Here is a 21,445-nt window from a genome sequence, read left to right as displayed (position 1 = left end):
GCCCTACTCCGCTGCTTCTTGTTCCTTGCCGAGGATCGGCAGCTGCACCTCGAAGACGGCGCCGCCGTCCTCGCTGTTGCGGGCCGTCAGCCGCCCGCCCAGATCGCTGACAATGCCCGACGAGATGGCAAGGCCAAGCCCCACCCCCTCGCCCGGCTTCTTGGTGGTGTAAAACGGCTCAAACAGATTGTCCAAATCGGCAATCCCGTGCCCGTTGTCGCGCACCGTCAAGGTCGCGGTCTCGCCTTCCGCCAGCAGCAGGTCGATCTGCGGCGCCTTCACGCCCTTGATCGCATCCAGCGCGTTGCGCAGAAGGTTGATGATCACCTGCTCAAGCCGGATGCGGTCGGCCATCACCATGACCGGCTGCCGCGGCAGGGTGCGGGTGATCTTGACCACGCGGGCCTTCAGCTGCGGCTCCATCATCGACAAGGCCGAAGAGATGCAGGCGCGAAGATCAACCGGTTCAAAGGCTTCGCCGCCCTTCCTGGCATAGGACTTGAGCTGCCGGGTGATCGCGCCCATCCGCTCGATCAGGTCGTCGATGCGCTGGAAGCTGGACAGGGCCTCTTCCGGCCGCTTGCGCTGCAACAACAGCCGCGCCCCGGCGAGATAGGTCTTCATCGCGGCGAGGGGCTGGTTCAACTCGTGGCTCACCGCCGCCGACATCTCGCCCAGGGCGGCCAGCTTGGACGATTGCGCCAGGGTCTGTTCGGCCACCTCAAGGTCCTTCTGCACCTTCTCGCGTTCGGCGATTTCGCGTTGCAGGCGGGCGTTCAGCATCCGCAGTTCCGCCGACTCTCGCTGCAGCGAGGCCGAGCGCGACCAGGCCCGGCGGCTGAGCATGTAGAAGGTCAGCGCCATCAGGATGGCAAAGCCCATGATTTCCAGCGCCAGGATGCCGTTGACCTTTTCGCGCACCGAATCGTAGGCGGTGAAGGTGTAGATGCGCCAGCCGCGGAACGGCACCTTGGTTTCGGTGCGCATCACCGCCTCGCCCCGGACATAGGCGTCGGGCGGCGACTGCGCCCAGTCGGTGGTGGCCTGGAAGGCCCGCGCCAGGGCCGAGGGCGGATCGCGCGCCTGCAAGGCCTCTGCCATCGGCTTGCCGCGCCAGGCCGGCTCGGTGGCCAGGATCACCGTGTTCTCGCTGTCGGTCACCAGCACGGCGTCCTGCAACCCCGACCAGGCGCGTTCGTATTTGACCAGGTCGACCGAGACGACGATCACCCCAAGCGTCTTGCCATCGGCAATGACTGCCCGGGAATAGGAAAAGTCGAAGCCCCCGGTTTCACGCCGGGCGGCGGTGAACAGCGTGCCCTTGGCGCGTTGGGCATCGACGAAATAGGGATCGTTGCGGTGGCTGATGCCCAGCAGGTTGCGGTTGGTCGCCCCCACGACGCGGCCGTCCATGTCCAGCAGCCGGATCGAGGCCACGCCGATCTCGGCCTGCAGGGCGATCAGCTTGGCCGAGGTGGCCGAGAAGTTGCCCTCGCGCAGGGCGGTGATCAGTTCGGGGTCGCGCGCCAGCAGAAGCGGCACCACCGAGGTGCGCTGCAGTTCCGACATCAGGTTGCCGGTGTACAGCGCCAGCCGGACCTCGGCCCGATTGCGGGTGGAATCGACGAAACGGTCGGACAGCCAGCGGTTCGACACCACCACGACGCCCAGCGCCAGCAGGATCAGCGCGGCCACAACCAGCTTGACCCGCCAGGGCAGGCCCGCAGAGGTATCGGCCACAGGAAGATCGCTGTCGGAGGTCATGGCCCGAAGTCTAGGGGCCGCGGCGGTCTGTCTCAAGGCAAGGGCAGTCAGGCCAGCGCCATCCCGCCCATCAGCCCGGCGAACAGCGCCGCCCCGTCGGTCGACCCGTGCAGCGCCTCGGCGGCGCGCTCGGGGTGCGGCATCATCCCCAGCACACGGCGGTTTTCCGACAGGATGCCGGCGATGTCGGCCATGCTGCCGTTGGGGTTCTGGGCATAGGTGAAGGCGATCCGGTCCTGGTCCTGCAGCCGCTTCAGCCCGGCCTCGTCAATGGTGAAATTTCCGTCGTGATGGGCGACGGGGACGCGGATCAGCTGTCCCTTGGCATAGCCTGAGGTGAAGGCGGATGCGGTGCTGGCGACCTTCAGCGTCACCGTCCGGCAGACAAAGCGCAGCGTGGCGTTGCGCATCAGCGCGCCGGGCAGCAGACCCATCTCGGTGATGACCTGGAACCCGTTGCAGATGCCCAGCACATAGCCGCCCCGGTCGGCATGGGCCCGGATCGCAGCACCGACGGGCGATTGCGCGGCGATGGCGCCGCAGCGCAGGTAGTCGCCGTAGGAAAAGCCGCCCGGCACGCCGACCACGTCGACGCCGGCGGGCAGCACGGCGTCCTTGTGCCAGACCCGGGCAACCTGGAAGCCCGCCTGCTCGAAGGCCACCGCCAGGTCGCGGTCGCAGTTCGATCCGGGGAAGGTGATGACGGCGGCTTTCATGGCGGGACTCGTCGCTGCGAAGGGGTGCCTTGGTCCTAGCGCAAAGGTCGCAGGCTTTCCACCCCCGCCAGGTCTTGCGCGCGGGGCCGTGATGAAGAACCCTGCGGTCATGCTGACCGATGCCGCCCTTGCCGATCTGCGCGCTGCCTTCGGGCCACGCCTCTCCGTCGGCCACGCCGTGCGGGACGCCCATGCCCAGAGCGAAAGCCTGGTCAGCGGCCCCCCGCCCGAGGCCGTGGTCTTTCCCGAAACCACCGCCGAAGTGGCCGAACTGGCGCGGCTGTCGGACCGGCACGGATTTGCGCTGGTGGGCTGGGGTGCGGGGACGTCCCTGGAAGGCCACGCGCTGGCGGTTCTCGGCGGGGTGACGGTGGATTTCGCCCGGATGGACCGGGTGCTTGAGGTGCGCCCCGAGGACATGGTCGCCGTGGTGCAGCCCGGCATCACCCGCGAGCGCCTGAACGAGGAGTTGCGGGCCACCGGCCTGTTCTTTCCGGTCGATCCCGGTGCCAACGCCAGCCTGGGCGGCATAGCGGCCACGCGCGCCTCGGGCACGGCGGCGGTGCGCTACGGCACCATGCGCGGCAACGTCCTGGGGCTGGAGGTGGTGCTGGCGGGCGGCGAGGTGATCCGCACCGGAACGGCGGCGCCGAAGTCCTCGGCCGGCTATGACCTGACGGCACTGATGGTCGGGTCCGAGGGCACGCTGGGCCTGATCACCGAACTGACCCTGCGCCTGCATGGCCAGCCCGAGGCGGTCTCGGCCGCCGCCTGCGCCTTTCCGGCCATGGTCGCGGCGGTGGATTGCGTGATCGCCACCATCCAGACCGGCCTTCCGATGGCACGGATCGAGTTCCTCGATGCCGCCACGGTGGCGGCGGTCAACGCCTTTTCTGGGCTGTCACTGCCCCCTGCCCCGCAGTTGCTGGTCGAATTCCACGGCTCGCCCGAAGGCGTGGCCGAGCAGGCCGCCCGTTTCGGCGAGATCGCCGAGGGCTTCGGGGCGACCGGCTTTCAATGGGCCAAGGCGCCGGAGGACCGCAAGCGGCTCTGGGCCGCCCGCCACGCCGCCTATCGGGCGATCCTCGCCTCGCGCCCCGGCTCGCGCGCCATCGTGACCGATGCCTGCGTGCCGATCTCGGCGCTGGCCGCGGCGGTCGAGGAGACGGCGGCCGACATCGCGGCCTCGGGGCTGCCGGGGCCGATCCTGGGGCATGTGGGCGACGGCAACTTCCACGCCATCCTGATGGTCCGCGACGGCGACGCGGGCGAGGCCGCCACGGCCAAGGCACTGGCCCACCGGATGGCCGAGCGGGCGCTGCGGCTGGGGGGGACGATCACCGGCGAGCACGGCATCGGCCTGGGCAAGCGCGGGCTGATGGCGGCCGAGCATGGCGCGGGGGGATGGGCCGCGATGGGGCGGATCAAGGCGGCGCTGGATCCGAAGGGGCTGATGAACCCCGGCAAACTGGTGCCCTGAGGCCCAGCCCGGGAGAAGTGTCCCATGATGGGACATCATCCGGGCCCAAGGAATTCAAGCCCTTGCACGCGCGTTTTCAGGTCTTGTTAACTTCTGGCCCGACATGGTGGCAGGCAAACCTTCGGCTCGGCGGCAGCCACTGGAACGGCGGAGGATGCCGCCGTCGATCTTGCGCTGGCGGCGGTCGGGGTCGGTGCGGCACCCATGGCCCTTTGGGCCGTGCCGATCCAGCTTGCCGGTCGAGGGAGAATTGCCGGTCTTGCCGGCGCCTGGGCTTGCCGCTTCACCGGCGGAGGTCCGCGCCGCCGGGCAACCCCTGGCCCGGCACGGGTCAGGCCAAGGGTATCAGTAGTAGCGGCTGGAGCGGCGGAACATCCCGCCATCAATCTCGCGCTGGCGGCGTTCCAGATCGACGCGCGAAACAGAGCCTTCGAGGTAGCGCAATTCCATCTCTTCGACAGACGGCACGTGCAAGGTCTTCAGGGCGTTTCTCAGACGGTCGAACATCGCGGACCCTCTCTCTTTTCATCGGTCTTTCGGTTCACGACAGGCATATAAAACGCTGCACTGCAGCAGAGTAGGCATGCGTTCACCAAGGCCGCCATGCAAGGATTGCATGGTTCCCATTTACCCATGAAAAGAAAGAGAAAAACCGATTTCCGCACGGAAATCGTGCACGGAATTCGCGCGAATTCCGGTTTCTTTCAGGCCACCAGCAGGGCGCGGGCAGCGGCGCGGGCGGCATCGGTGACGGTATCGCCGGCCAGCATGCGGGCGATTTCCTCGACCCGGGCGGTGGCGTCCAGCGCGGTGACGCTGGAGCGGGTCACCTCACCGGTCACGGTCTTTTCGACCCGCCAGTGATGCGCGCCCAGGGCCGCCACCTGCGGCGAATGCGTCACCACCAGAATCTGCGCGCCCGCCGCAAGGGCCTGCAGCCGACGGCCCACGGCATCGGCGGTGGCCCCGCCGACGCCGCGGTCGATTTCGTCGAAGATCAGCGTCAGCCCACGCGACTGGCCGGTGAGGCAGACCTTCAACGCCAGCAGAAAGCGGCTGAGTTCGCCGCCGCTGGCGATGCGGTTCAACGCCCCCGGCGGCGCGCCGGGGTTGGTGGTCACCGTGAAGGTCACGGCATCCATGCCGTCAGGGCCGGGCTCGGCCTCCTCCATCCGGGTGGCGAAAAGCGCCCGCTCCATCTTGAGGGGCGCCAGTTCTCCGGCCATGGCGGCATCCAGCCGGGCCGCCGCCGCCCGCCGCAAGGCGCGCAGGCGGCGCGCTTCATCGGCATAGGCCGCCTCGGCGGCAGTCACCGCACGGGACAACCGGGACAACCCCGCCTCGCCCGCGTCCAGCGCCGCAAGCCGCGCTGCCAGCGTTGCGGCATGGTCGGCCAGCGCATCGGGGGCGACCGAGTGCTTGCGGGCCAGCGCCCGGATGGCGAACAGGCGCTCTTCGGTGGTTTCCAGGTCTGACGGGTTGAAGTCCAGCGCCTCAAGGCAGGATTCGACCCCGGCCTGCGCCTCGGCCAGTTCGATGCTGGCGCGCGACAGCGCGGCAAGCGGTTCGTCCAGCCGGCCCTCGGCGCGGTCGGCCACGCCGTCCAGCCAGCGCTGGGCGTCGCGCATGCGGCCTTCGGCTCCGTCGTCGGACAGGGCGGCCAGCGCGCGGGCGACGTCGTCGCGGATGCGGGCGGCGCCCTGCATCAGGCGGCGGCGGGCGTCAAGGTCGGCCTCCTCGCCGGGCTGCGGGTTGAGCTTGGCCAGTTCGGCCACGGCGTGGCGCAGGTAGTCCTCTTCGGTGCGGGCGCGGGCGATCTGCGCCTCGGCCTGGAACAGCGCGTCGCGGGCCTGCCGCTGGGCGGCCCAGAGGGCGCGCAGGGGGGCAAGGTCCAGCCCGGCGAAGCTGTCCAGCAAGGCACGGTGGCCGCGCGGGTTGAGAAGGCCGCGGTCATCATGCTGGCCATGCAGTTCGACCAGGGTTTCCGACAGGTCGCGCAGGACCTCGCCACTGACCCGGCGATCGTTGGCGAAGGCCTGGCGGCGGCCATCGGCATGGGCGACGCGGCGCAGGATCAACTCGCCCGTGGCCTCGATGCCGGCTTCGGCCAGGATCGGTTCGGCCGGATGGCCCGGCGGCAGGTCGAAGGCGGCGGTGACCTCGGCCCGCTCGGCCCCGGCGCGGACCACATCGGCCCGGCCCTTCCAGCCCAGCACCATGCCCAGCGCATCCAGCAGGATCGACTTGCCGGCGCCGGTTTCGCCGGTCAGCACGTTGAGGCCCGGGCCAAGCTCGATGCCCAGCCGGTCGATGATCAGCACATCGCGGATGTCCAGGGCGCGGAGCATCGGTTCAAGCGATCGGGTGCGTGCCTGCACGCACCCAAGCAGCGAGGTGCGTGCAAGCACGCACCCAGGCAGTGAGGTGCGTGCAAGCACGCACGGGGGTCACAACCATTCGCCACGGATCATCTGGCGATAGATCTTGGTCAGCCAGTTGTCGCCCTTGGCTTCGGGCGCCAGGCCCCTGCCCTTGAGGAGGTTGAAGCTGTCCTGGTAGAACGGCGAGGACTGGTAGTTGTAGCCCAGGATCGCCGCGGCGGTCTGCGCCTCGTCCTCGAACCCAAGCGCGAGGTAGCATTCCACCAGCCGGTGCAGCGCCTCGGCCGTGTGGGCGGTGGTCTGGAAATCCTGCACCACGGTGCGGAACCGGTTCAGCGCCGCGGAATAGTGCCGGCGCTTGAGGTAGTAGCGCCCGATCTCCATTTCCTTCGCGGCGAGATGGTCGAAGGCAAGGTCGAACTTCAGGATCGCCGAGGCGGCATATTCGCTGTCGGGGTATTTCTCGATCAGTTCGCGCATCGACTGCAAGGCCTGGAAGGTCAGGCCCTGGTCGCGGCCGACATCGTCGATCTGGTCGTAATAGGACAGCGCCATCAGGTATTGCGCATAGGCCGCGTCTTCGTCATCGGGGTAGAAGTCGAGAAAGCGTTGCGCGGCACCGCGGGCCTCTTCGTATTTCTTCGACTTGTGCAGGACGAAGGCCTGCATGATGAGCGCGCGCTTGGAATATTCGGTATAGGGATAGAGCCGCTCGATTTCCTGGAAGTAGCGCAGCGATTCCTCGGGGCGTCTGCCGGTTTCCAGCGCCAGTTCGCCCTGGCCGTACAGTTCTTCGGCCGAGTAGCTGTCAAGCGAAACGTCCTCGGAGCGCGATCCGCAGGCCGACAGCGCCGCCGCAAGCGCCAGCGCCGCCGCAAGCTGCCACCCCGAAGTCTTGCCCGCCATCTGTTGCCTATCCAAACCTGTCGTCCTTGTCCGGCGCCCCGGGAAGGACCCCGCCCCGAGTGATTTGCCCCGGCTTTTGCGCTGTCCTAGCATAGAAAAATCCGGGGCGCAAAACGCCTTTCACGGCTTCGAGAGGGGGACGCCGGGTTCAGGCCGCCGCGGCGGCGGCGCGGCGGCGGGCCGAGGGCAGATCGCCGCGGTGGACGCCCACGCCGGGCAGCTTGGCGCCGACCCAGGCGGCGCAGCCTTCCATGCGGAAGGCGTCCGGATCGGCGAACAGCGCGCGCAGCAGGCGGTTGGTCAGCGCGTGGCCGGCCCGGTGGCCGGTGTAGCGCGCCAGAAGCGGCGCACCCGCCAGCGCCAGATCGCCCAGCGCGTCCAGCATCTTGTGGCGTACCGGCTCGTCGGAATGGCGCAGGCCGCCGGGCGACAGCACCCGGTCGCCGTCGAAGACCACGGCGTTGTCGAGCGTGCCGCCCAGGGCAAGGCCCTTTTCGCGCATCGCGTCCACGTCGGCCTGGCGGCAGAAGGTGCGGCTGTCGGAAAGTTCGCGCACGAAGGCGCCGTTGGCCATGCTCAGCTTGCGGGTCTGCACGCCGATGGCTGCGTCCTCGAAGTCGATGTGGAAATCGATCTCAAGCATGTCGGCAGGGTCGAGCCGGGCCACCGCCTCGCCGTCGCGCACCTCGATCGGTTTCAGCACGCGGATGGCGCGGACCTCGGCGTCCTGGGTCTGCAGGCCACGGGCCAGGAAGGCCGCGACGAAGGGTTCGGCCGAGCCGTCCAGGATGGGAACTTCGGGGCCGTCGATCTCGATCAGCACGTTGTGCAGGGCGCAGCCGGCCAGCGCGGCCATCAGGTGTTCGATGGTGGCGACCGAAACGCCGGCGGGGTTCTCGACCACGGTGCACAGCCGCGAGGGGGTGACGGCGGACCAGACCGCAGGCACCATCGCGTCGCGGGCGGGCACGTCGGTGCGGCGGAACCAGATGCCCTGGTTGGCGGCGGCCGGGCGGACGGTCATGCGGACCGGCGCGCCGGTATGCAGGCCCACACCGGTGAAGGTGACCGCGGATTTGAGCGTGTTCTGCACGAGCCTATCGACCTCATCTGTCGCGCGGACCATGCCGCCCGATCTTTCGTATTGTAGGTAATCAAGCCGACCCGCGATCTCAATTCACCTTTTGCAACCGTTTGTGACATCCGGCACATCGAGAGCAAGCCATTGTTTCGTAAAGAAAAAGGCCCGGTTTCCCGGGCCCCTCGAAGGCATGCGCCGAAGGCCTGTTTCAGTTCGCCTGGCGGCGCAGGAAGGCCGGAATTTCGATCCGGTCGTGATCCGAGCCATGCTCGGGCTCGTCGTCGTAGGCGGTCACCGGCGGCGTCTGGCGGGCCGGTGTGGCGCTGGCCGGGCGGTCGGTGGCGGTTTCCAGGTGGCCGGCCATGCGGTTGATCAGCGTGCCGATGCCGAACCGCGGCTTGGCGGCGGCCGGGGTCGGGGTCGGGGAAGGCGCGGGCTGCGGCGCGGCGGCCGGACGCTGCGCGGTCAGGCCCGGGTTGCGCGCAACGGCGCTGCGCAACCGTTCCAGCGCCTCGGGCGAGGGCTGACCGGGCGCGCGCGGGCGCGGCGCGACGAAGCTGCCGGCATCGGCGTCGATCGCCGAAGGCATCGGACGGCCGGCGACCGGCGCCGCCATGGCGGCGGCAGCCTGCGGACGATAGGCCGGCGGCGGCAGGTCGCTGTCAAGGATGTCTTCCGGCTCGGGGATCGCCTCGAATTCATGCGCGAACTCGGCCACGATCTCTTCGGCGGTCTCGAACAGGTCGGCCTCGACCGAGGCCGCAGCGGCGGCCGCAACCGCAACAGGCGCAGCCTGGGCCGGCGCATAGGCCGGCGCCGCAGCGGGCGCCGGACGGGCGGCGGACGGCGCCGGATGCAGGGTCAGCGGCGCCGACATCGGCCGGCGCGCCACCGGCGTTTCCGGCTTGGACTGGGCCGAGGCGTCGATGCCGGTCGCCACGACCGACACGCGCATGCGGCCTTCCATCGTCGGATCGAGGGTCGAGCCGACGATGATGTTGGCGTCGGCATCGACCTTTTCGCGGATGATGTTCGCCGCCTCGTCCAACTCGAACAGGGTCAGGTCGTAGCCGCCGGTGATGTTGATCAGCACGCCCTTGGCGCCATGCAGGCTGATCTCGTCCAGCAGCGGGTTGGCGATGGCCTTCTCGGCGGCCTGGACGGCGCGATCTTCGCCATCGGATTCGCCAGTGCCCATCATCGCCTTGCCCATCTCGTCCATCACCGCGCGGACGTCGGCGAAATCGAGGTTGATCAGGCCCGGCCGCACCATCAGGTCGGTCACACCCTTGACGCCCTGATACAGCACGTCATCGGCCAGCGCGAAGGCCTCGGTGAAGGTGGTGCGTTCGTTGGCCAGCCGGAACAGGTTCTGGTTGGGAATGATGATGAGGGTATCGACCACCTTCTGCAGCGCCTCGATCCCGTCTTCGGCCTGCTTCATCCGCTTGCCGCCTTCGAACTGGAACGGCTTGGTCACCACGCCGACGGTCAGCACGCCCAGTTCCCGCGCCGCCTGGGCGATGATCGGGGCAGCCCCAGTGCCGGTGCCGCCGCCCATGCCGGCGGTGATGAAGCACATGTGTGCGCCGGCCAGGTGGTCGACGATTTCCTCGATGGTTTCCTCGGCCGCGGCGGCGCCGACCGAGGGGCGGGCCCCTGCCCCGAGGCCCTCGGTCACCTTCACGCCCATCTGGATGCGGGAATGCGCCTTGGACTGCTGCAGCGCCTGGGCATCGGTGTTCGCGACCACGAACTCGACGCCTTCAAGCTGTTTGTCGATCATGTTGTTGACCGCGTTGCCGCCCGCACCGCCCACACCGAAGACGGTGATGCGCGGCTTCAGCTCTTCGCGCTGGTTTGAAGCCATCGTCAGATTGAGTGCCATGGTGTTCCGCCTGTCCGTTTCTTATGCGCCGCTAATTCGCCGCTGGTCCCGCTATTGTCTTGGGGGCCAGACCTGTCCCGCGCCCTGAATCCCCAGTTATCGTCGATTCTATCCACAAATGCCCCTGCAGGTCACGAGAAAAACGCAAAAACCCACAAAATATGGGCGATTGTGCCCGCGGATCGGCGGGATCTCGCGTGGCGCCACAGGATGTGGGGGTTACCAGTTGTCCTTGAACCATCGGATGGCCCTGCGCAGCGACCGGGCCGGATAGCGTTCGGCCGGAATCTCGAAATCCCACCATTCGTCTTGCGGGTGGGCGGCGAACAGGCACAGGCCCACGGCGCTGGCAAAGGCAGGGCCGGTGGCGGCCTGCGGCAGGCCCTGCACGCGCAGCGGCCGGCCCAGCCGAACGCGCTGGCCCAGGATGCGGGCGGCCAACCCGTCCAGGCCGGGAATCTGGCTGGCGCCGCCGGTCAGCACGATCTGCTGGCTGGGCAGGCTGTCGAAGCCCGCGGCATCCAGCCGGGCACGGGTTTCCTCAAGAATCTCCTCGACCCGCGGGCGCATGATGCCGATCAGCTCGGTCCGGCTGATGCGGCGGCGGTCCTTTTCCCAGTCGCCGCTGTCCCCGCCGATCTCGATCATCTCGCGGTCATCCATGCCGGTGGCGATCAGGCCGCCGTGGCGGGACTTGATCCGTTCGGCCGTGGTCAGCGGAATCTGCAGGCCCTTGGAGATGTCGGAGGTGACGTGGTCGCCGCCCATGCGCACCGAATCGGCAAAGATCATGTGCTTTTTCATGAAGATCGACACGCCGGTCGAGCCGCCGCCCATGTCGATGCAGGCGGCGCCGAGTTCCTGTTCGTCCTCGACCAGCGAGGAGATCGCCGAGACATAGGCCGACGAGGCGATGCCGGCGAGTTCCAGGTCGCAGCGGCGGATGGCGTAGAGCAGGTTCTGGATCACCGAGCCGTCAACCGAGACCAGGTGCATGTCGCAGGCCAGCCGATTGCCGATCTGGCCGCGCGGGTCGCCCAGGCCGGTGCGGTGGTCCAGCGCGAAGTTGACCGGCTGGGCGTGCAGCACCTCGCGGTCGTGGCCCAGGTCGGGCACGTCGCAGGCGGCCAGCACGCGGGCGACGTCCTGTTCCGTCACCACGCTGTCGGCAAGGTCAATGTCGCCGGCCAGGCCGTAGCTGCGGGGTTCGGCCCCCGAAAAGCTGGCGATGACGTGATCGACGCGGACATTGGCCATCTTCTGCGCCGCCTGCACGGCGGTTCGGATGGCGCGTTCGGTTTCGTTCATCTGGGTGATTTCGCCGAAGCGAACCCCGCGCGACCGGGTGGTGGCGGCGCCGATGATGCGGAACTGGCTTTGCCCCGCCATCGGGCCGACGCCGTCGGTCTCGCGCAGCCTGGCCTCGCCGTCAAAGCGCAGGATCAGGCAGGCGATCTTGGAGGTGCCCACGTCGAGGATGGCGATGACGCCCCGCTGCATCGCGGCCCGGCGCATGTTCCGCATGGCGCGTTGGGTCTGGTAGAGGTCGGTCACAGGTCGGTCTCCACGGTGTCGATGCCCTTGGCGCGGCGCAGTTCGGTCAGCGCGAAGGGGGTGAGGCGAAGGGTCGGACGGGCGTCGAGGCGCAGATCGACGGTCAGGAGGTCGCGCTGCAGGATGCTTTGGGCATGGTCCAGCGCCAGCAGGCGTTCCAGCGCCCGGATCGGGTTGGAGGCGGGCAGCAGGATGCGCTGGTCGCGGTCCAGCACGATGTCCCAGCGGCGTTCGCCGATGCGGACCAGGCCGCGGATGCGCGGCGCCAGCGGGCCGGCGGCGGCCAGGATGTCCAGCGCCTCGGCAGTGGCCGCGTCGGCGCCGGGGCCGGCGATCAGCGGCAGGTCGGGGCGGTCGGAGCGGGTGTGCAGACCGGCGACACGGTGACCGGTGTCATCGACCAGGGTCAGGCCGTCGTCGGTGCGCCAGACGGCGACGGGATCGCGTTCGGTCACCAGCACCTGCAGCACGCCGCCCGAGCGGACCCGCAGTTCGGCCGACTTCACCGCGTCCAGTTCCTCGACCCGGGCCCGGACGGCATCAAGGTCCAGATCGAACGAGGATTGCGGCAGGGTCACGCCGAGGCGGGCGCGGACGGCCTCGGCCAGGTCCTTCGAGCAGCCCTCGACCGAGGCGAGGGTCACCATGAATTCGGGGCGCTGTTCGAATTTCTGGCGCAGGTCGGTGAAGACCTGGACCAGCGCGCCACGGCGGGCGTCGTCGGCAAGATACAGCAGGGCCGCCGCGAACAGGGCAAAGGTCGGCAGGCCGACCCGCAGCGCCGCGCGCAGGTGCGGGGTCAGCATGAAGCGCTGCAGCCGGTAGGCCCAGCGGCTGGGCGCGGGGTCGCGGCGAGGAACGGCGGCGCGGCGCGGCGCAATCAGCGGTCGCATGAGGCGTCCCTTACCATCCAGTCGCAAAGCTGCGGGAACCGGATGCCGCAGAAGGCGGCCTGTTCGGGCGCCAGCGAGGTGGGCGTCATGCCGGGCTGGGTGTTGGTCTCCAGCAGGATCAGCCCGTCCAGGCCGCGGCTTTCGTCCCAGCGGATGTCGGTGCGGCTGAGGCCGCGGCAGCCCAGCGCCCGGTGCGCGCGCAGCGCATGGTCGAGGCAGGCCGCGGTGATCTCGGCGGGCATCGCCGCGGGAAGTACGTGGCGGCTGCCGCCCGGCTTGTATTTCGCGTCGTAGTCATACCAGCCCTCGGTAAGAATGTCGGTGACCGCCAGCGCGCGGTCGCCCATCACCGAGACGCTCAACTCGCGGCCCGGAGCGTAGGTCTCCACCATCACCCGCGCCGGCATGCTGTCGGCCAGCCGCGGCGCGTTCGAGCCGGGGTGAACGATATAGACGCCGACCGACGAGCCTTCGTTGTTCGGCTTGACCACATAGGGCGGCGGCAGGACATGGCCCTTTTCCACGTCCTCACGCGCCACGATCACGCTGTCGACGATCGGCAGGCCCGCCGCGCGATAGGCCTCCTTGGCACGGGCCTTGTCCATCGCCAGCGCCGAGGCCAGCACGCCCGAGTTGGTGTAGGGCAGCCGCAGCCATTCCAGGATGCCCTGCACGCAGCCATCCTCTCCCCACCGGCCATGCAGCGCGTTGAAGACGACATCGGGTTTGATTTCAGACAGTTGCACGACCAGATCGGGGCCGGCATCGACCTCGACCACCTGATACCCCGCCTCGCGCAGCGCCTTGGCACATTCACGCCCGGAAACGAGAGAGACCTCCCGTTCGGCAGACATGCCGCCCATCAGAACCGCCACGCGAGGGAATCTGCCCGATCCCGCCGCCATTCACTGCCTCACAGGGCGTTTCGCCCCTTGTTATTCCGCGCGTTCTCCGACGCGCATGATTTCCCACTCTAACGTGATGCCGCTGTCTTGGAAAACCTTTTTTCGCACTTCCTCGCCCAGATCTTCCAGATCGGCGGCGGTGGCGGTGCCGGTGTTGATCAGGAAATTGGCATGCTGCGGCGACATCTGCGCGCCGCCCAGGGTCGCGCCGCGCATCCCGGCCTGGTCGATCACCTTCCAGGCCTTGAGATCATGCGTGTCGTCGGCCCGCCCGGTCGAGGATTGCCCCGAGGGATTGCGGAAGGTGCTGCCGGCCGAGCGGTCCTTGGTCGGCTGGCTGGCGTCGCGCTTGGCGATCTGCGCCTGCATCCTTGCGGCCAGTTCTGCCGGTTCGCCCGGCGGCGCGCGGAAGCTGGCGGCGACGATCACCGCGCCTTGCGGCAGGTCGGACTGGCGGTAGCGCAAGGCCAGCGCCGCCGCCGACAGGGTTTCCACCCTGCCCTGCCGGGTGACGATGCGGACCTCTTGCAGCACGTCGGCCACATACTGCCCGTAGCAGCCTGCGTTCATCCGCACCGCCCCGCCGATGCTGCCGGGGATGGTGCGCAGGAATGTCAGGTCCAGCCCCGCCTCGGCCGCCTTGCGCGCGACGTGGCTGTCCAGCGCGGCGGCCCCGGCGGTGACCGTCGTGCCGTCGATTTCGATGCCGTTGAAGCCGCGCCCGAGCCGGACCACCACCGCCCGGATGCCGCCGTCGCGGACGATCAGGTTCGAGCCCACGCCCATCGGGAAAACCGCGATGGCCGGGTCGAGGTCGGCCAGGAACTCTGCCAGGTCGGCCTCGTCCGCCGGCTGGAACAGCCAGTCCGCCGGCCCGCCGACGCGCAGCCAGGTGAGATCGGCGAGCGACCGGTGCGGGGTCAGCGTGCCGCGGGGGGTGGGGAGGTCTGTCATGCAAGGGGTGGTAGCCGGGAAGACGCCGGAGGTGCAAGGGCTTCGCCCGGCGGAGCCGACACGGCAAGCCGCCTGCGGTTCAGGCAAGGGCCTGTCAGACGCCGAGCAGGCGCGCCGCGAAGGCGATCAGCGCCTTGCCCAGGTCCTTCAAAGGTTCAAGATGGGAGACGATGGACAGCCCGCCGATCCCGATTGCCACCTTCGCGCCGGTGCTGCCGATCTCTTCCGCCGCCTTCTGCAGCATCGTGTCCGCGAGACCACCGCAATAGCGAAGGGCGGTCAGGGTGGCGTCCACGATCAGCGCGCCGATCCGCCGCAAGGCACCGGGTTCCGGAGCCGGCTTCGCCAGTTCCGCCTCGGCTTCGTTCAAGGCAGCGACGAGGGTATTGACCTGCACCACGATAGGCGCGGGAGCGTCGATCAGGTCTGGCGGGTGGTTGTGCGCCCGATGCGCCGCGCTGGCCTGCCGGGCGAGCGCGGCCTGCAAGCCGGCAAGCTCCGCCTTCATGGTCGAGACTTGCTGCAAGAGATCGAGACGGTCTTCGATCAGCCGGATCGCCTCGGCCACGGCGGCGGGGCCTTGTTGCCAGACGGCATCGGGGATCAGGGCGACCTGTTTCTGGAGCTCCGCGTCGAGGGTATGGCCGGACAGCACCCCGTCCCACCAGCGGGCCCAGAACAACCAGACCTCGGGCTGCTCGGCCCAGAGGGCGCGGGCACGGGTGTCGCGCGTGGCGAACCAGTCGGGCACCGCGTCGGGCCAAAGCGGCAGTGCCGCCGAGTCTGTGCCAGTCTCCAATGCGGCGGCGTCTGCCCGGATGCTGGCCCAGAAGGCGGCGGCGGCGTCGGCGGCGGCGAAGGCGACGCGGGCGACGCGGGCGGCGATGGTGGCGGCGTCGGCGAAGGTGGCGGCGTCGGCGGCGAAGGTGGCGGCGGCGGCAGAGGCGGCGTCGGCGGCCTTGACCTCGGGGGTTGGATAGATGCGCGCAACCCCCAAGGTCAGAGTGACGCGGAGAATCGGCAGGGCTGTCAAATCAGCTATCCGTGCCCAGGCCCCGCCCATGGCACCCGACCACAGCGGGAAGACCCGCAGGGCGCCGCGCTGGGCGATGACTACTGTGTCGGACGGGCGCGTGGCTTCGGGGCGGGACTTCAGCCAGACGCGCAGGGAGTTTTCGTCGCGGATGTCGGACGGTTTCATGGCGCAACCATCGGGGGCGGGCCGTTGATTTGCAGGGGGAAGCCGGGGCGAAGGCCGGGGCCGCCCTACTCGGCCGGGCCCTCGCCCCGTCGCCTTGCCCAGCGCCAGAGGTAGACCAGCGGCCAGCGCAGGAGGCTGGCGCCGGCGGCGAGGAACAAAAGGGCCCAGAGCGGTCCGGCTTTCCAGGTCAGCCAGCCGAGCAGCGGGATGCCCAGCGCGATCAGCACATAGGCGGCGCGCCAGTGGTGGTCGCGCGAGGGCAGCATGGCGATGCCGTTGGCGGCGATCAGCCAGAGGCAGGCAAGGGCCAGCGGGGCCGTCACTTGGGGCGGTCCTCCGGGTTGGCCGGCGGGCCGGCGGGGCGGCCGCTCAGGCGGGCGAGAAGATGGCCGAAGGGGCGGCGGAACATCGAGACCAGGGCCAGCAGGGCGGGAAGCGTCCAGAGCCAGCCGTGCACGGCACCGATCCAGAGCAGCAGCGCCGGGGCGGACAGAAGCAGCGCCAGGCCGGGGACGAGTTGCCGCCGCATCGGCAGAAAGGCGGTGGCGGTGGCGCCCAGAACCCAAAGCACGGCGGCAAGCGCGGGGGTCATCCTGCGGGGTGCTCCGACCGGGCCGGGGCACGGAATTCGGCTTCGAATTCCGTGCACGATTTCCGGCTTCGGAAATCGCCTGGCCGGCGCATCAGGCGGCCTGCCCGATCAGCTTGGCGGGCAGCGCATTGGCCCAGGCGCTGATGGTGCCGGCACCGAGGCAGACGAAGATGTCGCCCGGCCTGGCCTGTTCGCGGAAAAGGCGCGCGAGGTCGGCCTCGTCGAGGCAGGCCCGCGCGTGGCGGTGGCCGTGGGCGATCAGGCCGGCGACCAGATCGTCGCGGCTGGCGCCGGGGATGGGGTCTTCGCCGGCGGCGTAAACCTCGGCGATGGCCACCACGTCGGCTTCGTTGAAGCAGGTGCAGAAGTCGTCGAACAGGCTGGAGAGGCGACTGTAGCGGTGCGGCTGGTGCACCGCGATCACCCGCGCAGCCGGCGTGCCCGAGACGGCTTGTCGGGCGGCCTTCAGCACGGCGGCGATCTCGACCGGGTGGTGGCCGTAGTCGTCGATGATGGTGACGCCGTTTACCTCGGCCACCTTGGTGAAGCGCCGGTTGACCCCGGCAAAGCCGGCCAGGGCCTCGCGGATCTCGTCCTTCTTCATGCCCAGGTGGCGCGCCACCGCCACCGCGGCCAGCGCGTTCGAGATGTTGTGGTTGCCTGGCATCGGCAGGCTGCAGCCCTCGATCCGCACGTCCGGCCCTTCGTTCTGCAACAGGATGTCGAACTTCGAGGTGCTGCCGTCATAGGTCAGGTTCACCGCCCGCACGTCGGCCTGGGCGTTGAAGCCGAAGGTCACCACCCGGCGGTCGGTGATGCGGCCGACGAGGGCCTGCACCTCGGGGTGGTCGGTGCAGCAGACGGCAAGGCCGTAGAACGGGATGTTCGAGACGAAGTCGAAGAAGCCCTTGCGGAGATTCTCGATGGTGCCCCAGTGCTCCATGTGCTCGGGGTCGATGTTGGTGACGATGGCGATGGTGGCGGGCAGGCGGTTGAAGCTGCCGTCGCTTTCGTCGGCCTCGACCACCATCCATTCGCCGGCGCCGGCGCGGGCGTTGCTGCCATAGGCATGGATCACGCCGCCGTTGATCACGGTCGGATCAAACCCGCCCTTGTCCAGCAGCGTCGCCACCATGGTCGTGGTGGTGGTCTTGCCATGGGTGCCGGCCACGGCGATGTTCGAGCGCAGCCGCATCAGTTCGGCCAGCATCTCGGCCCGGCGCACCACCGGCAGCTTCTTGCGGCGGGCTTCCTCAAGCTCGGGGTTGCCCTTCTTGATCGCGGACGAGATCACCACCACCGCCGCCTCGCCGATGTTCTCGGCCCTTTGCCCTTCGAAGAAGGTGGCGCCCAGGCGCACCAGCCGGTCGGTGATCTTCGAGGCTTTCGCGTCCGAGCCCTGCACCCGGTAGCCAAGGGTGATCAGCACCTCGGCGATGCCCGACATGCCGATGCCGCCGATGCCGACGAAGTGGATGGGGCCCAGTTCCAGGGGCAGCTTGGTGGCGGCGGCATTCATCGGGTTTCTCCGGCCAACTCTTCAACAAGGGCGACGAGGCGCTCGGTGGCGTCCGGGCGGCTTTGCGCAAGCGCGTTCTGTGCCATGGTCTCGGCCGCCTCGGGGTGTTCCAGGACGGTGGCGATTTGGCGTGCCAGCGTCGGGGCGTCAAGCGCGTTTTCGGGGATCAGGATCGCGGCGCCGGCCTGCACCAGGCCGCGGGCGTTGGCGGTCTGGTGGTCGCCGGTGGCGGCGGCATAGGGCACCAGGATGGACGGGCGGCCGATCACCGAAATGTCGGCCACCGACGAGGCGCCCGAGCGCGAGACCACCAGCTGCGCTTCGGACAGGCGGCGGGGAATGTCGCCGAAGAAGGGCGCGATCTCGGCCCGGATGCCGGCGGCATCATAGGCAGCGGCGGCACGTTCGGCGTCTTCGTCGCGGGCCTGGTGCGCCACGCGCAGGTTGTCGCGCAAGGCTTCGGGCAGCAGGGCAAAGGCGGCGGGCACAATCTCCGACAGGATGCGCGCGCCCTGGCTGCCGCCGATCACCACCACCGACATCGGATAGTCGCCCGGCGGGATGTAGGGGGCCGCGGCCCGTTCGCGCACGGCGGCGCGGACCGGGTTGCCGGTGGGGATGCCCTGGACCCCGTCCGGCAGGGCGGTCGGCCAGGTACCGCAGGCGATGCGGTCGACCCGCCGCGCGAAGACCTGGTTGACCCGGCCGAGAATGCCGTTCTGTTCATGGATCATCCGCGGCCGCCGCAGCAGGGTGGCCGCCGAGAGCGCCGGAATGGTCGGATAGCCGCCAAAGCCCACCACAACGGCGGGCCGGTCGCGCAGCATGGCCAGCGCTGCCCCGATGACACCGCCCGCGATGCGGAACGGCACCGCGAGTTTCGCCGCCACCCCGCCGCGGGCGAAGGTGGCCGAGGCCGCGGTCTCGATCTGCACCGCCGGCGGGAAGCCGCCGGCGTAGCGTGCGCCGCGGTCGTCCGTCGAGAGCTTCACCCGCCAGCCGCGGGCCAGCATCGCCTCGGCCAAGGCCTGGGCCGGGAACATGTGCCCACCGGTGCCGCCGGCGGCGATCAGCAGGAGCGGGCCGGGGCCGGGCATCACCGGCGCTTTCCGAACAGGTCCGCCATGCGGTCGCGTGGACGGGTGCGGGTCAGCGCCAGCAGCATGCCGACGGTCAGCCCCGCCGCGATCAGCGACGAGCCGCCGTAGGAGACGAAGGGCAGCGTCATGCCCTTGGCTGGCAGCAAGCGCACCGCGACGCCCATGTTGATCATCGCCTGCACGCCGAAGATGCAGGCCAGACCGGCCCCGGCCAGACGGGCGAAGGGGTCGCGTTCCTCGCGCAGGCGGATCAGCGAGCGCACGACGATGACGCCGAAGAGGCCAAGGATGAGCAGGACGAGGATCAGCCCGTATTCCTCGGCCGCCACCGCGATGATGAAGTCGGTATGGGCATCGGGCAGCGACCATTTCACCTGGCCCTCGCCGACGCCGACGCCGAAGAAGCCGCCTTCCTGGATGGCATTGGTGGCATAGCCAAGCTGGGTGCGGGGGTCGACGTCGGGGGACAGGAAGCCGTCGATCCGGCGGGCGAAGTGGTCCGAGGCGCCATAGGCCAGGACCCCCGCGGCCCCGACCAGGCCGGCGATGCCGGCAATGAGCAGGATCGAGGCGCCGCCGACGAAATAGATCACGCCCCAGGCGAAGACCACCAGGGCGGACTGGCCGAAGTCGGGCTGCAGCGCGAGGAAGCCGACGACCGCCGCCAGCAGGCCGAACGAGATCAGCCGCCCGGGCGGTCCGTTCAGGTCTTGCGCGGCGGCGATCAGCCAGGCGGTGACGATGACGAAGCCGGGTTTCAGGAATTCCGAGGGTTGCAGCGAGAAGCCGCCCAGCGACAGCCAGCGCACGGCGCCCTTGCCGTGGTCCTGGCCGATCAGTGGCAGCAGCGCGACCAGCACGAAGGCGCCGATGAAGCCGAGGATGCCGAGGCGGCGGACATGGGCGGGCGAGAGCATCGATACGGCCAGCATTGCGGCCAGGCCGAGGCCGCCGAAGATCGCCTGTTTCTGGACATAGAAGAACGGCTCCAGCCCGTTGCGGCTGGCCAGCGGAACCGAGGCGGCGAGGCCGAGGAGAAGGCCGATGCCGAACAGCACGAAGACCGACGTCATCGACCATTTGTCGATGGTGCGCCACCAGCGCGGCAACACCGGCTCGCGTACCGCGGCCGGAGAAGAGCCATAGACCATCTCAGTCATGGAAAGCACCGCCTCGAATGTCTGCCTCTGGCCCGGATGTGTCCCCCGGGTCCGTGGCGCGAAGTTTAGCGGCATTCGGTCGACGTGGAAAGCGCGAATCCGGGTGGTGATCCGGCGGAGCGGCGCATCGGCGCCGCAGGTCGCTTGTCTCGTCGTCGCCTTTCAGGCTCCAACTCGGACGGGGGGCGCTGCCCCCGTCTTCGCGTGCCGCGAAGACTCCCCCGGGGTATTTGGGCCAAGATGAAGCCCATGCCGTTTCATCTCGGCGCAAATACCCCCCGCGCGGAGCGCCTTGCCCTGGACGGTTGGTCTGTGCCCGGGCCTTTCGCACGGCCCCGGGACATGCGATGTTGCAGATGCAGCATAAAGGGAGACGTGGCATGGCGGCGACGGTCGGGATCGTTGGGGTGGGGCTGGTCGGCTCGGCCGCGGCCTATGCGATTGCGCTTTCGGGCATCGCCGGGCGCATCGTGCTGGTCGATCACCTGCCGGCGTTGGCCCAGGCCCAGGCCGAGGACATCGCCCATGCGGTGCCCTTTGCGGGGGCGACCCAGGTCGAAGCCGGGGACTACGACAAGCTGGCGGGCGCCGAGGTGGTCATCATCGCGGCGGGGGTGGGCCAGAAGCCGGGCGAGACGCGACTGGCGCTGCTGGCCCGCAATGCGGCCGTCTTCGCCGGCGTGGTGGGCGAGGTGCGCCGGGTGGCGCCGCAGGCGGTGTTGCTGGTCGCCACCAACCCGGTGGACGTGATGACCGAGATCACCACCCGGCTGTCCGGCCTGCCGCCGGGGCGGGTGATCGGCTCGGGCACGATCCTGGACACCGCCCGCTTCCGCAGCCTGCTGGGCCGCCATCTGGGGGTGTCGCCGCAATCGGTGCATGCCTATGTGCTGGGCGAGCACGGCGACAGCGAGGTGCTGGCCTGGTCGACCGCGCGGGCCGGGTCGCTGGGCATCCGCGACTTCGCCGCCCAGGTCGGCGCGGCGATCACCGATGCGGTGCGGGCCGAGATCGACGACGGCGTGCGCCGGGCGGCCTATCGCATCATCGCCGGCAAGGGGGCGACGAACTACGGGATCGGCGCGGGGCTGATGCGGATCACCCGCGCGGTGCTGCGCGACGAAGCCGCCGTCCTGTCGGTGTCGATCCGGACCGGGGTGGTGACCGGGGTGCGCGAGGTGGCGCTGTCGATCCCGCGGGTTGTCGGCCGGGCAGGCGTCACGGCCGACCTGATGCCGGAGCTGGATGCCAAGGAGACCGAGGCGCTGAACCGCTCGGCCCGGTTACTGAAGGACACCCAGGACGCCCTGCCGTAAGCCCGGGCGGTGGCCGTCGCCGGGGGCATCCTGCC

General features: G+C 69.5%; 19 protein-coding genes. 2 read left to right on the top strand and 17 right to left on the bottom strand.

The window, feature by feature from the left end; genetic code table 11:
• Positions 1–3: 3 nt before the first annotated feature.
• Together LHP98_RS00285 and purQ are read right to left on the bottom strand one after the other, a co-directional pair.
• The gene (locus tag LHP98_RS00285) at positions 4–1,764 is read right to left on the bottom strand and encodes an ATP-binding protein (protein ID WP_227250502.1); all 1,761 of its coding nucleotides are present in this window, start codon (positions 1,762–1,764) and stop codon (positions 4–6) included.
• 47 nt (positions 1,765–1,811) lie between these two features.
• Positions 1,812–2,480, bottom strand: a complete 669-nt coding sequence (gene purQ / locus LHP98_RS00280; RefSeq protein WP_227250501.1) for a phosphoribosylformylglycinamidine synthase subunit PurQ — start codon at positions 2,478–2,480, stop codon at positions 1,812–1,814.
• Positions 2,481–2,589: 109 nt separating this feature from the next.
• On the opposite strand from purQ, the gene LHP98_RS00275 reads away from it, so the two are divergent.
• The gene (locus LHP98_RS00275) at positions 2,590–3,960 is read left to right on the top strand and encodes an FAD-binding oxidoreductase (protein WP_227251512.1); all 1,371 of its coding nucleotides are present in this window, start codon (positions 2,590–2,592) and stop codon (positions 3,958–3,960) included.
• Between the two features lie 345 nt (positions 3,961–4,305).
• Here the strand turns inward: LHP98_RS00275 and LHP98_RS00270 are convergent, their stop codons facing one another.
• The 15 genes from LHP98_RS00270 to LHP98_RS00200 all read right to left on the bottom strand — a co-directional run bounded on the left by LHP98_RS00270 (position 4,306) and on the right by LHP98_RS00200 (position 20,094).
• Positions 4,306–4,467 carry a hypothetical protein gene (locus LHP98_RS00270; RefSeq protein ID WP_227250500.1) on the bottom strand — a complete coding sequence of 54 codons (162 nt, stop codon included), beginning with the start codon at positions 4,465–4,467 and terminating at the stop codon, positions 4,306–4,308.
• A gap of 197 nt (positions 4,468–4,664) precedes the next feature.
• Positions 4,665–6,308 carry a DNA repair protein RecN gene (recN, locus tag LHP98_RS00265; RefSeq protein ID WP_227250499.1) on the bottom strand — a complete coding sequence of 548 codons (1,644 nt, stop codon included), beginning with the start codon at positions 6,306–6,308 and terminating at the stop codon, positions 4,665–4,667.
• 99 nt (positions 6,309–6,407) lie between these two features.
• On the bottom strand, positions 6,408–7,247 hold the full coding sequence (locus tag LHP98_RS00260) for an outer membrane protein assembly factor BamD (RefSeq protein ID WP_227250498.1): 840 nt from the start codon (positions 7,245–7,247) through the stop codon (positions 6,408–6,410).
• A gap of 148 nt (positions 7,248–7,395) precedes the next feature.
• Positions 7,396–8,340, bottom strand: coding sequence for a UDP-3-O-acyl-N-acetylglucosamine deacetylase (gene lpxC, locus LHP98_RS00255; RefSeq protein ID WP_227251511.1), 945 nt, complete (start codon positions 8,338–8,340; stop codon positions 7,396–7,398).
• A gap of 196 nt (positions 8,341–8,536) precedes the next feature.
• Positions 8,537–10,216, bottom strand: coding sequence for a cell division protein FtsZ (gene ftsZ / locus LHP98_RS00250; RefSeq protein WP_227250497.1), 1,680 nt, complete (start codon positions 10,214–10,216; stop codon positions 8,537–8,539).
• 219 nt (positions 10,217–10,435) lie between these two features.
• Positions 10,436–11,770: a cell division protein FtsA gene (ftsA, locus tag LHP98_RS00245; RefSeq protein WP_227250496.1), complete on the bottom strand. Its 1,335-nt coding sequence runs from the start codon at positions 11,768–11,770 to the stop codon at positions 10,436–10,438.
• Positions 11,767–12,663, bottom strand: coding sequence for a cell division protein FtsQ/DivIB (locus tag LHP98_RS00240; RefSeq protein WP_227250495.1), 897 nt, complete (start codon positions 12,661–12,663; stop codon positions 11,767–11,769). Before LHP98_RS00240 ends, ftsA begins: the two co-directional genes overlap by 4 nt.
• Positions 12,651–13,568 carry a D-alanine--D-alanine ligase gene (locus tag LHP98_RS00235; RefSeq protein WP_227250494.1) on the bottom strand — a complete coding sequence of 306 codons (918 nt, stop codon included), beginning with the start codon at positions 13,566–13,568 and terminating at the stop codon, positions 12,651–12,653. The genes LHP98_RS00240 and LHP98_RS00235 overlap by 13 nt, the downstream gene beginning before the upstream one ends.
• 30 nt (positions 13,569–13,598) lie before the next feature.
• Complete coding sequence (murB, locus tag LHP98_RS00230; RefSeq protein WP_227250493.1) at positions 13,599–14,522, bottom strand: UDP-N-acetylmuramate dehydrogenase; 924 nt, start codon at positions 14,520–14,522, stop codon at positions 13,599–13,601.
• A gap of 94 nt (positions 14,523–14,616) precedes the next feature.
• The gene (locus LHP98_RS00225) at positions 14,617–15,723 is read right to left on the bottom strand and encodes a hypothetical protein (RefSeq protein ID WP_227250492.1); all 1,107 of its coding nucleotides are present in this window, start codon (positions 15,721–15,723) and stop codon (positions 14,617–14,619) included.
• A gap of 65 nt (positions 15,724–15,788) precedes the next feature.
• Positions 15,789–16,046 carry a DUF2484 family protein gene (locus LHP98_RS00220; protein ID WP_227250491.1) on the bottom strand — a complete coding sequence of 86 codons (258 nt, stop codon included), beginning with the start codon at positions 16,044–16,046 and terminating at the stop codon, positions 15,789–15,791.
• The gene (locus LHP98_RS00215; RefSeq protein WP_227250490.1) at positions 16,043–16,315 is read right to left on the bottom strand and encodes a DUF2484 family protein; all 273 of its coding nucleotides are present in this window, start codon (positions 16,313–16,315) and stop codon (positions 16,043–16,045) included. The genes LHP98_RS00220 and LHP98_RS00215 overlap by 4 nt, the downstream gene beginning before the upstream one ends.
• Before the next feature lie 91 nt (positions 16,316–16,406).
• Positions 16,407–17,834 carry a UDP-N-acetylmuramate--L-alanine ligase gene (gene murC / locus LHP98_RS00210; protein ID WP_227250489.1) on the bottom strand — a complete coding sequence of 476 codons (1,428 nt, stop codon included), beginning with the start codon at positions 17,832–17,834 and terminating at the stop codon, positions 16,407–16,409.
• Positions 17,831–18,931, bottom strand: a complete 1,101-nt coding sequence (locus LHP98_RS00205) for a UDP-N-acetylglucosamine--N-acetylmuramyl-(pentapeptide) pyrophosphoryl-undecaprenol N-acetylglucosamine transferase (protein WP_227250488.1) — start codon at positions 18,929–18,931, stop codon at positions 17,831–17,833. Before LHP98_RS00205 ends, murC begins: the two co-directional genes overlap by 4 nt.
• Positions 18,931–20,094: a putative peptidoglycan glycosyltransferase FtsW gene (locus tag LHP98_RS00200; RefSeq protein WP_227250487.1), complete on the bottom strand. Its 1,164-nt coding sequence runs from the start codon at positions 20,092–20,094 to the stop codon at positions 18,931–18,933. Before LHP98_RS00200 ends, LHP98_RS00205 begins: the two co-directional genes overlap by 1 nt.
• A gap of 380 nt (positions 20,095–20,474) precedes the next feature.
• Here LHP98_RS00200 and LHP98_RS00195 point away from each other — a divergent pair, with 380 nt between their 5' ends.
• Positions 20,475–21,410, top strand: a complete 936-nt coding sequence (locus LHP98_RS00195; RefSeq protein ID WP_227250486.1) for an L-lactate dehydrogenase — start codon at positions 20,475–20,477, stop codon at positions 21,408–21,410.
• Positions 21,411–21,445 lie beyond the last annotated feature (35 nt).

It is taken from the genome of Rhodobacter sp. Har01 (assembly GCF_020564565.1).
GTDB lineage: Bacteria > Pseudomonadota > Alphaproteobacteria > Rhodobacterales > Rhodobacteraceae > Pseudogemmobacter.
This window is presented reverse-complemented; position numbering and strand designations above follow the sequence as displayed.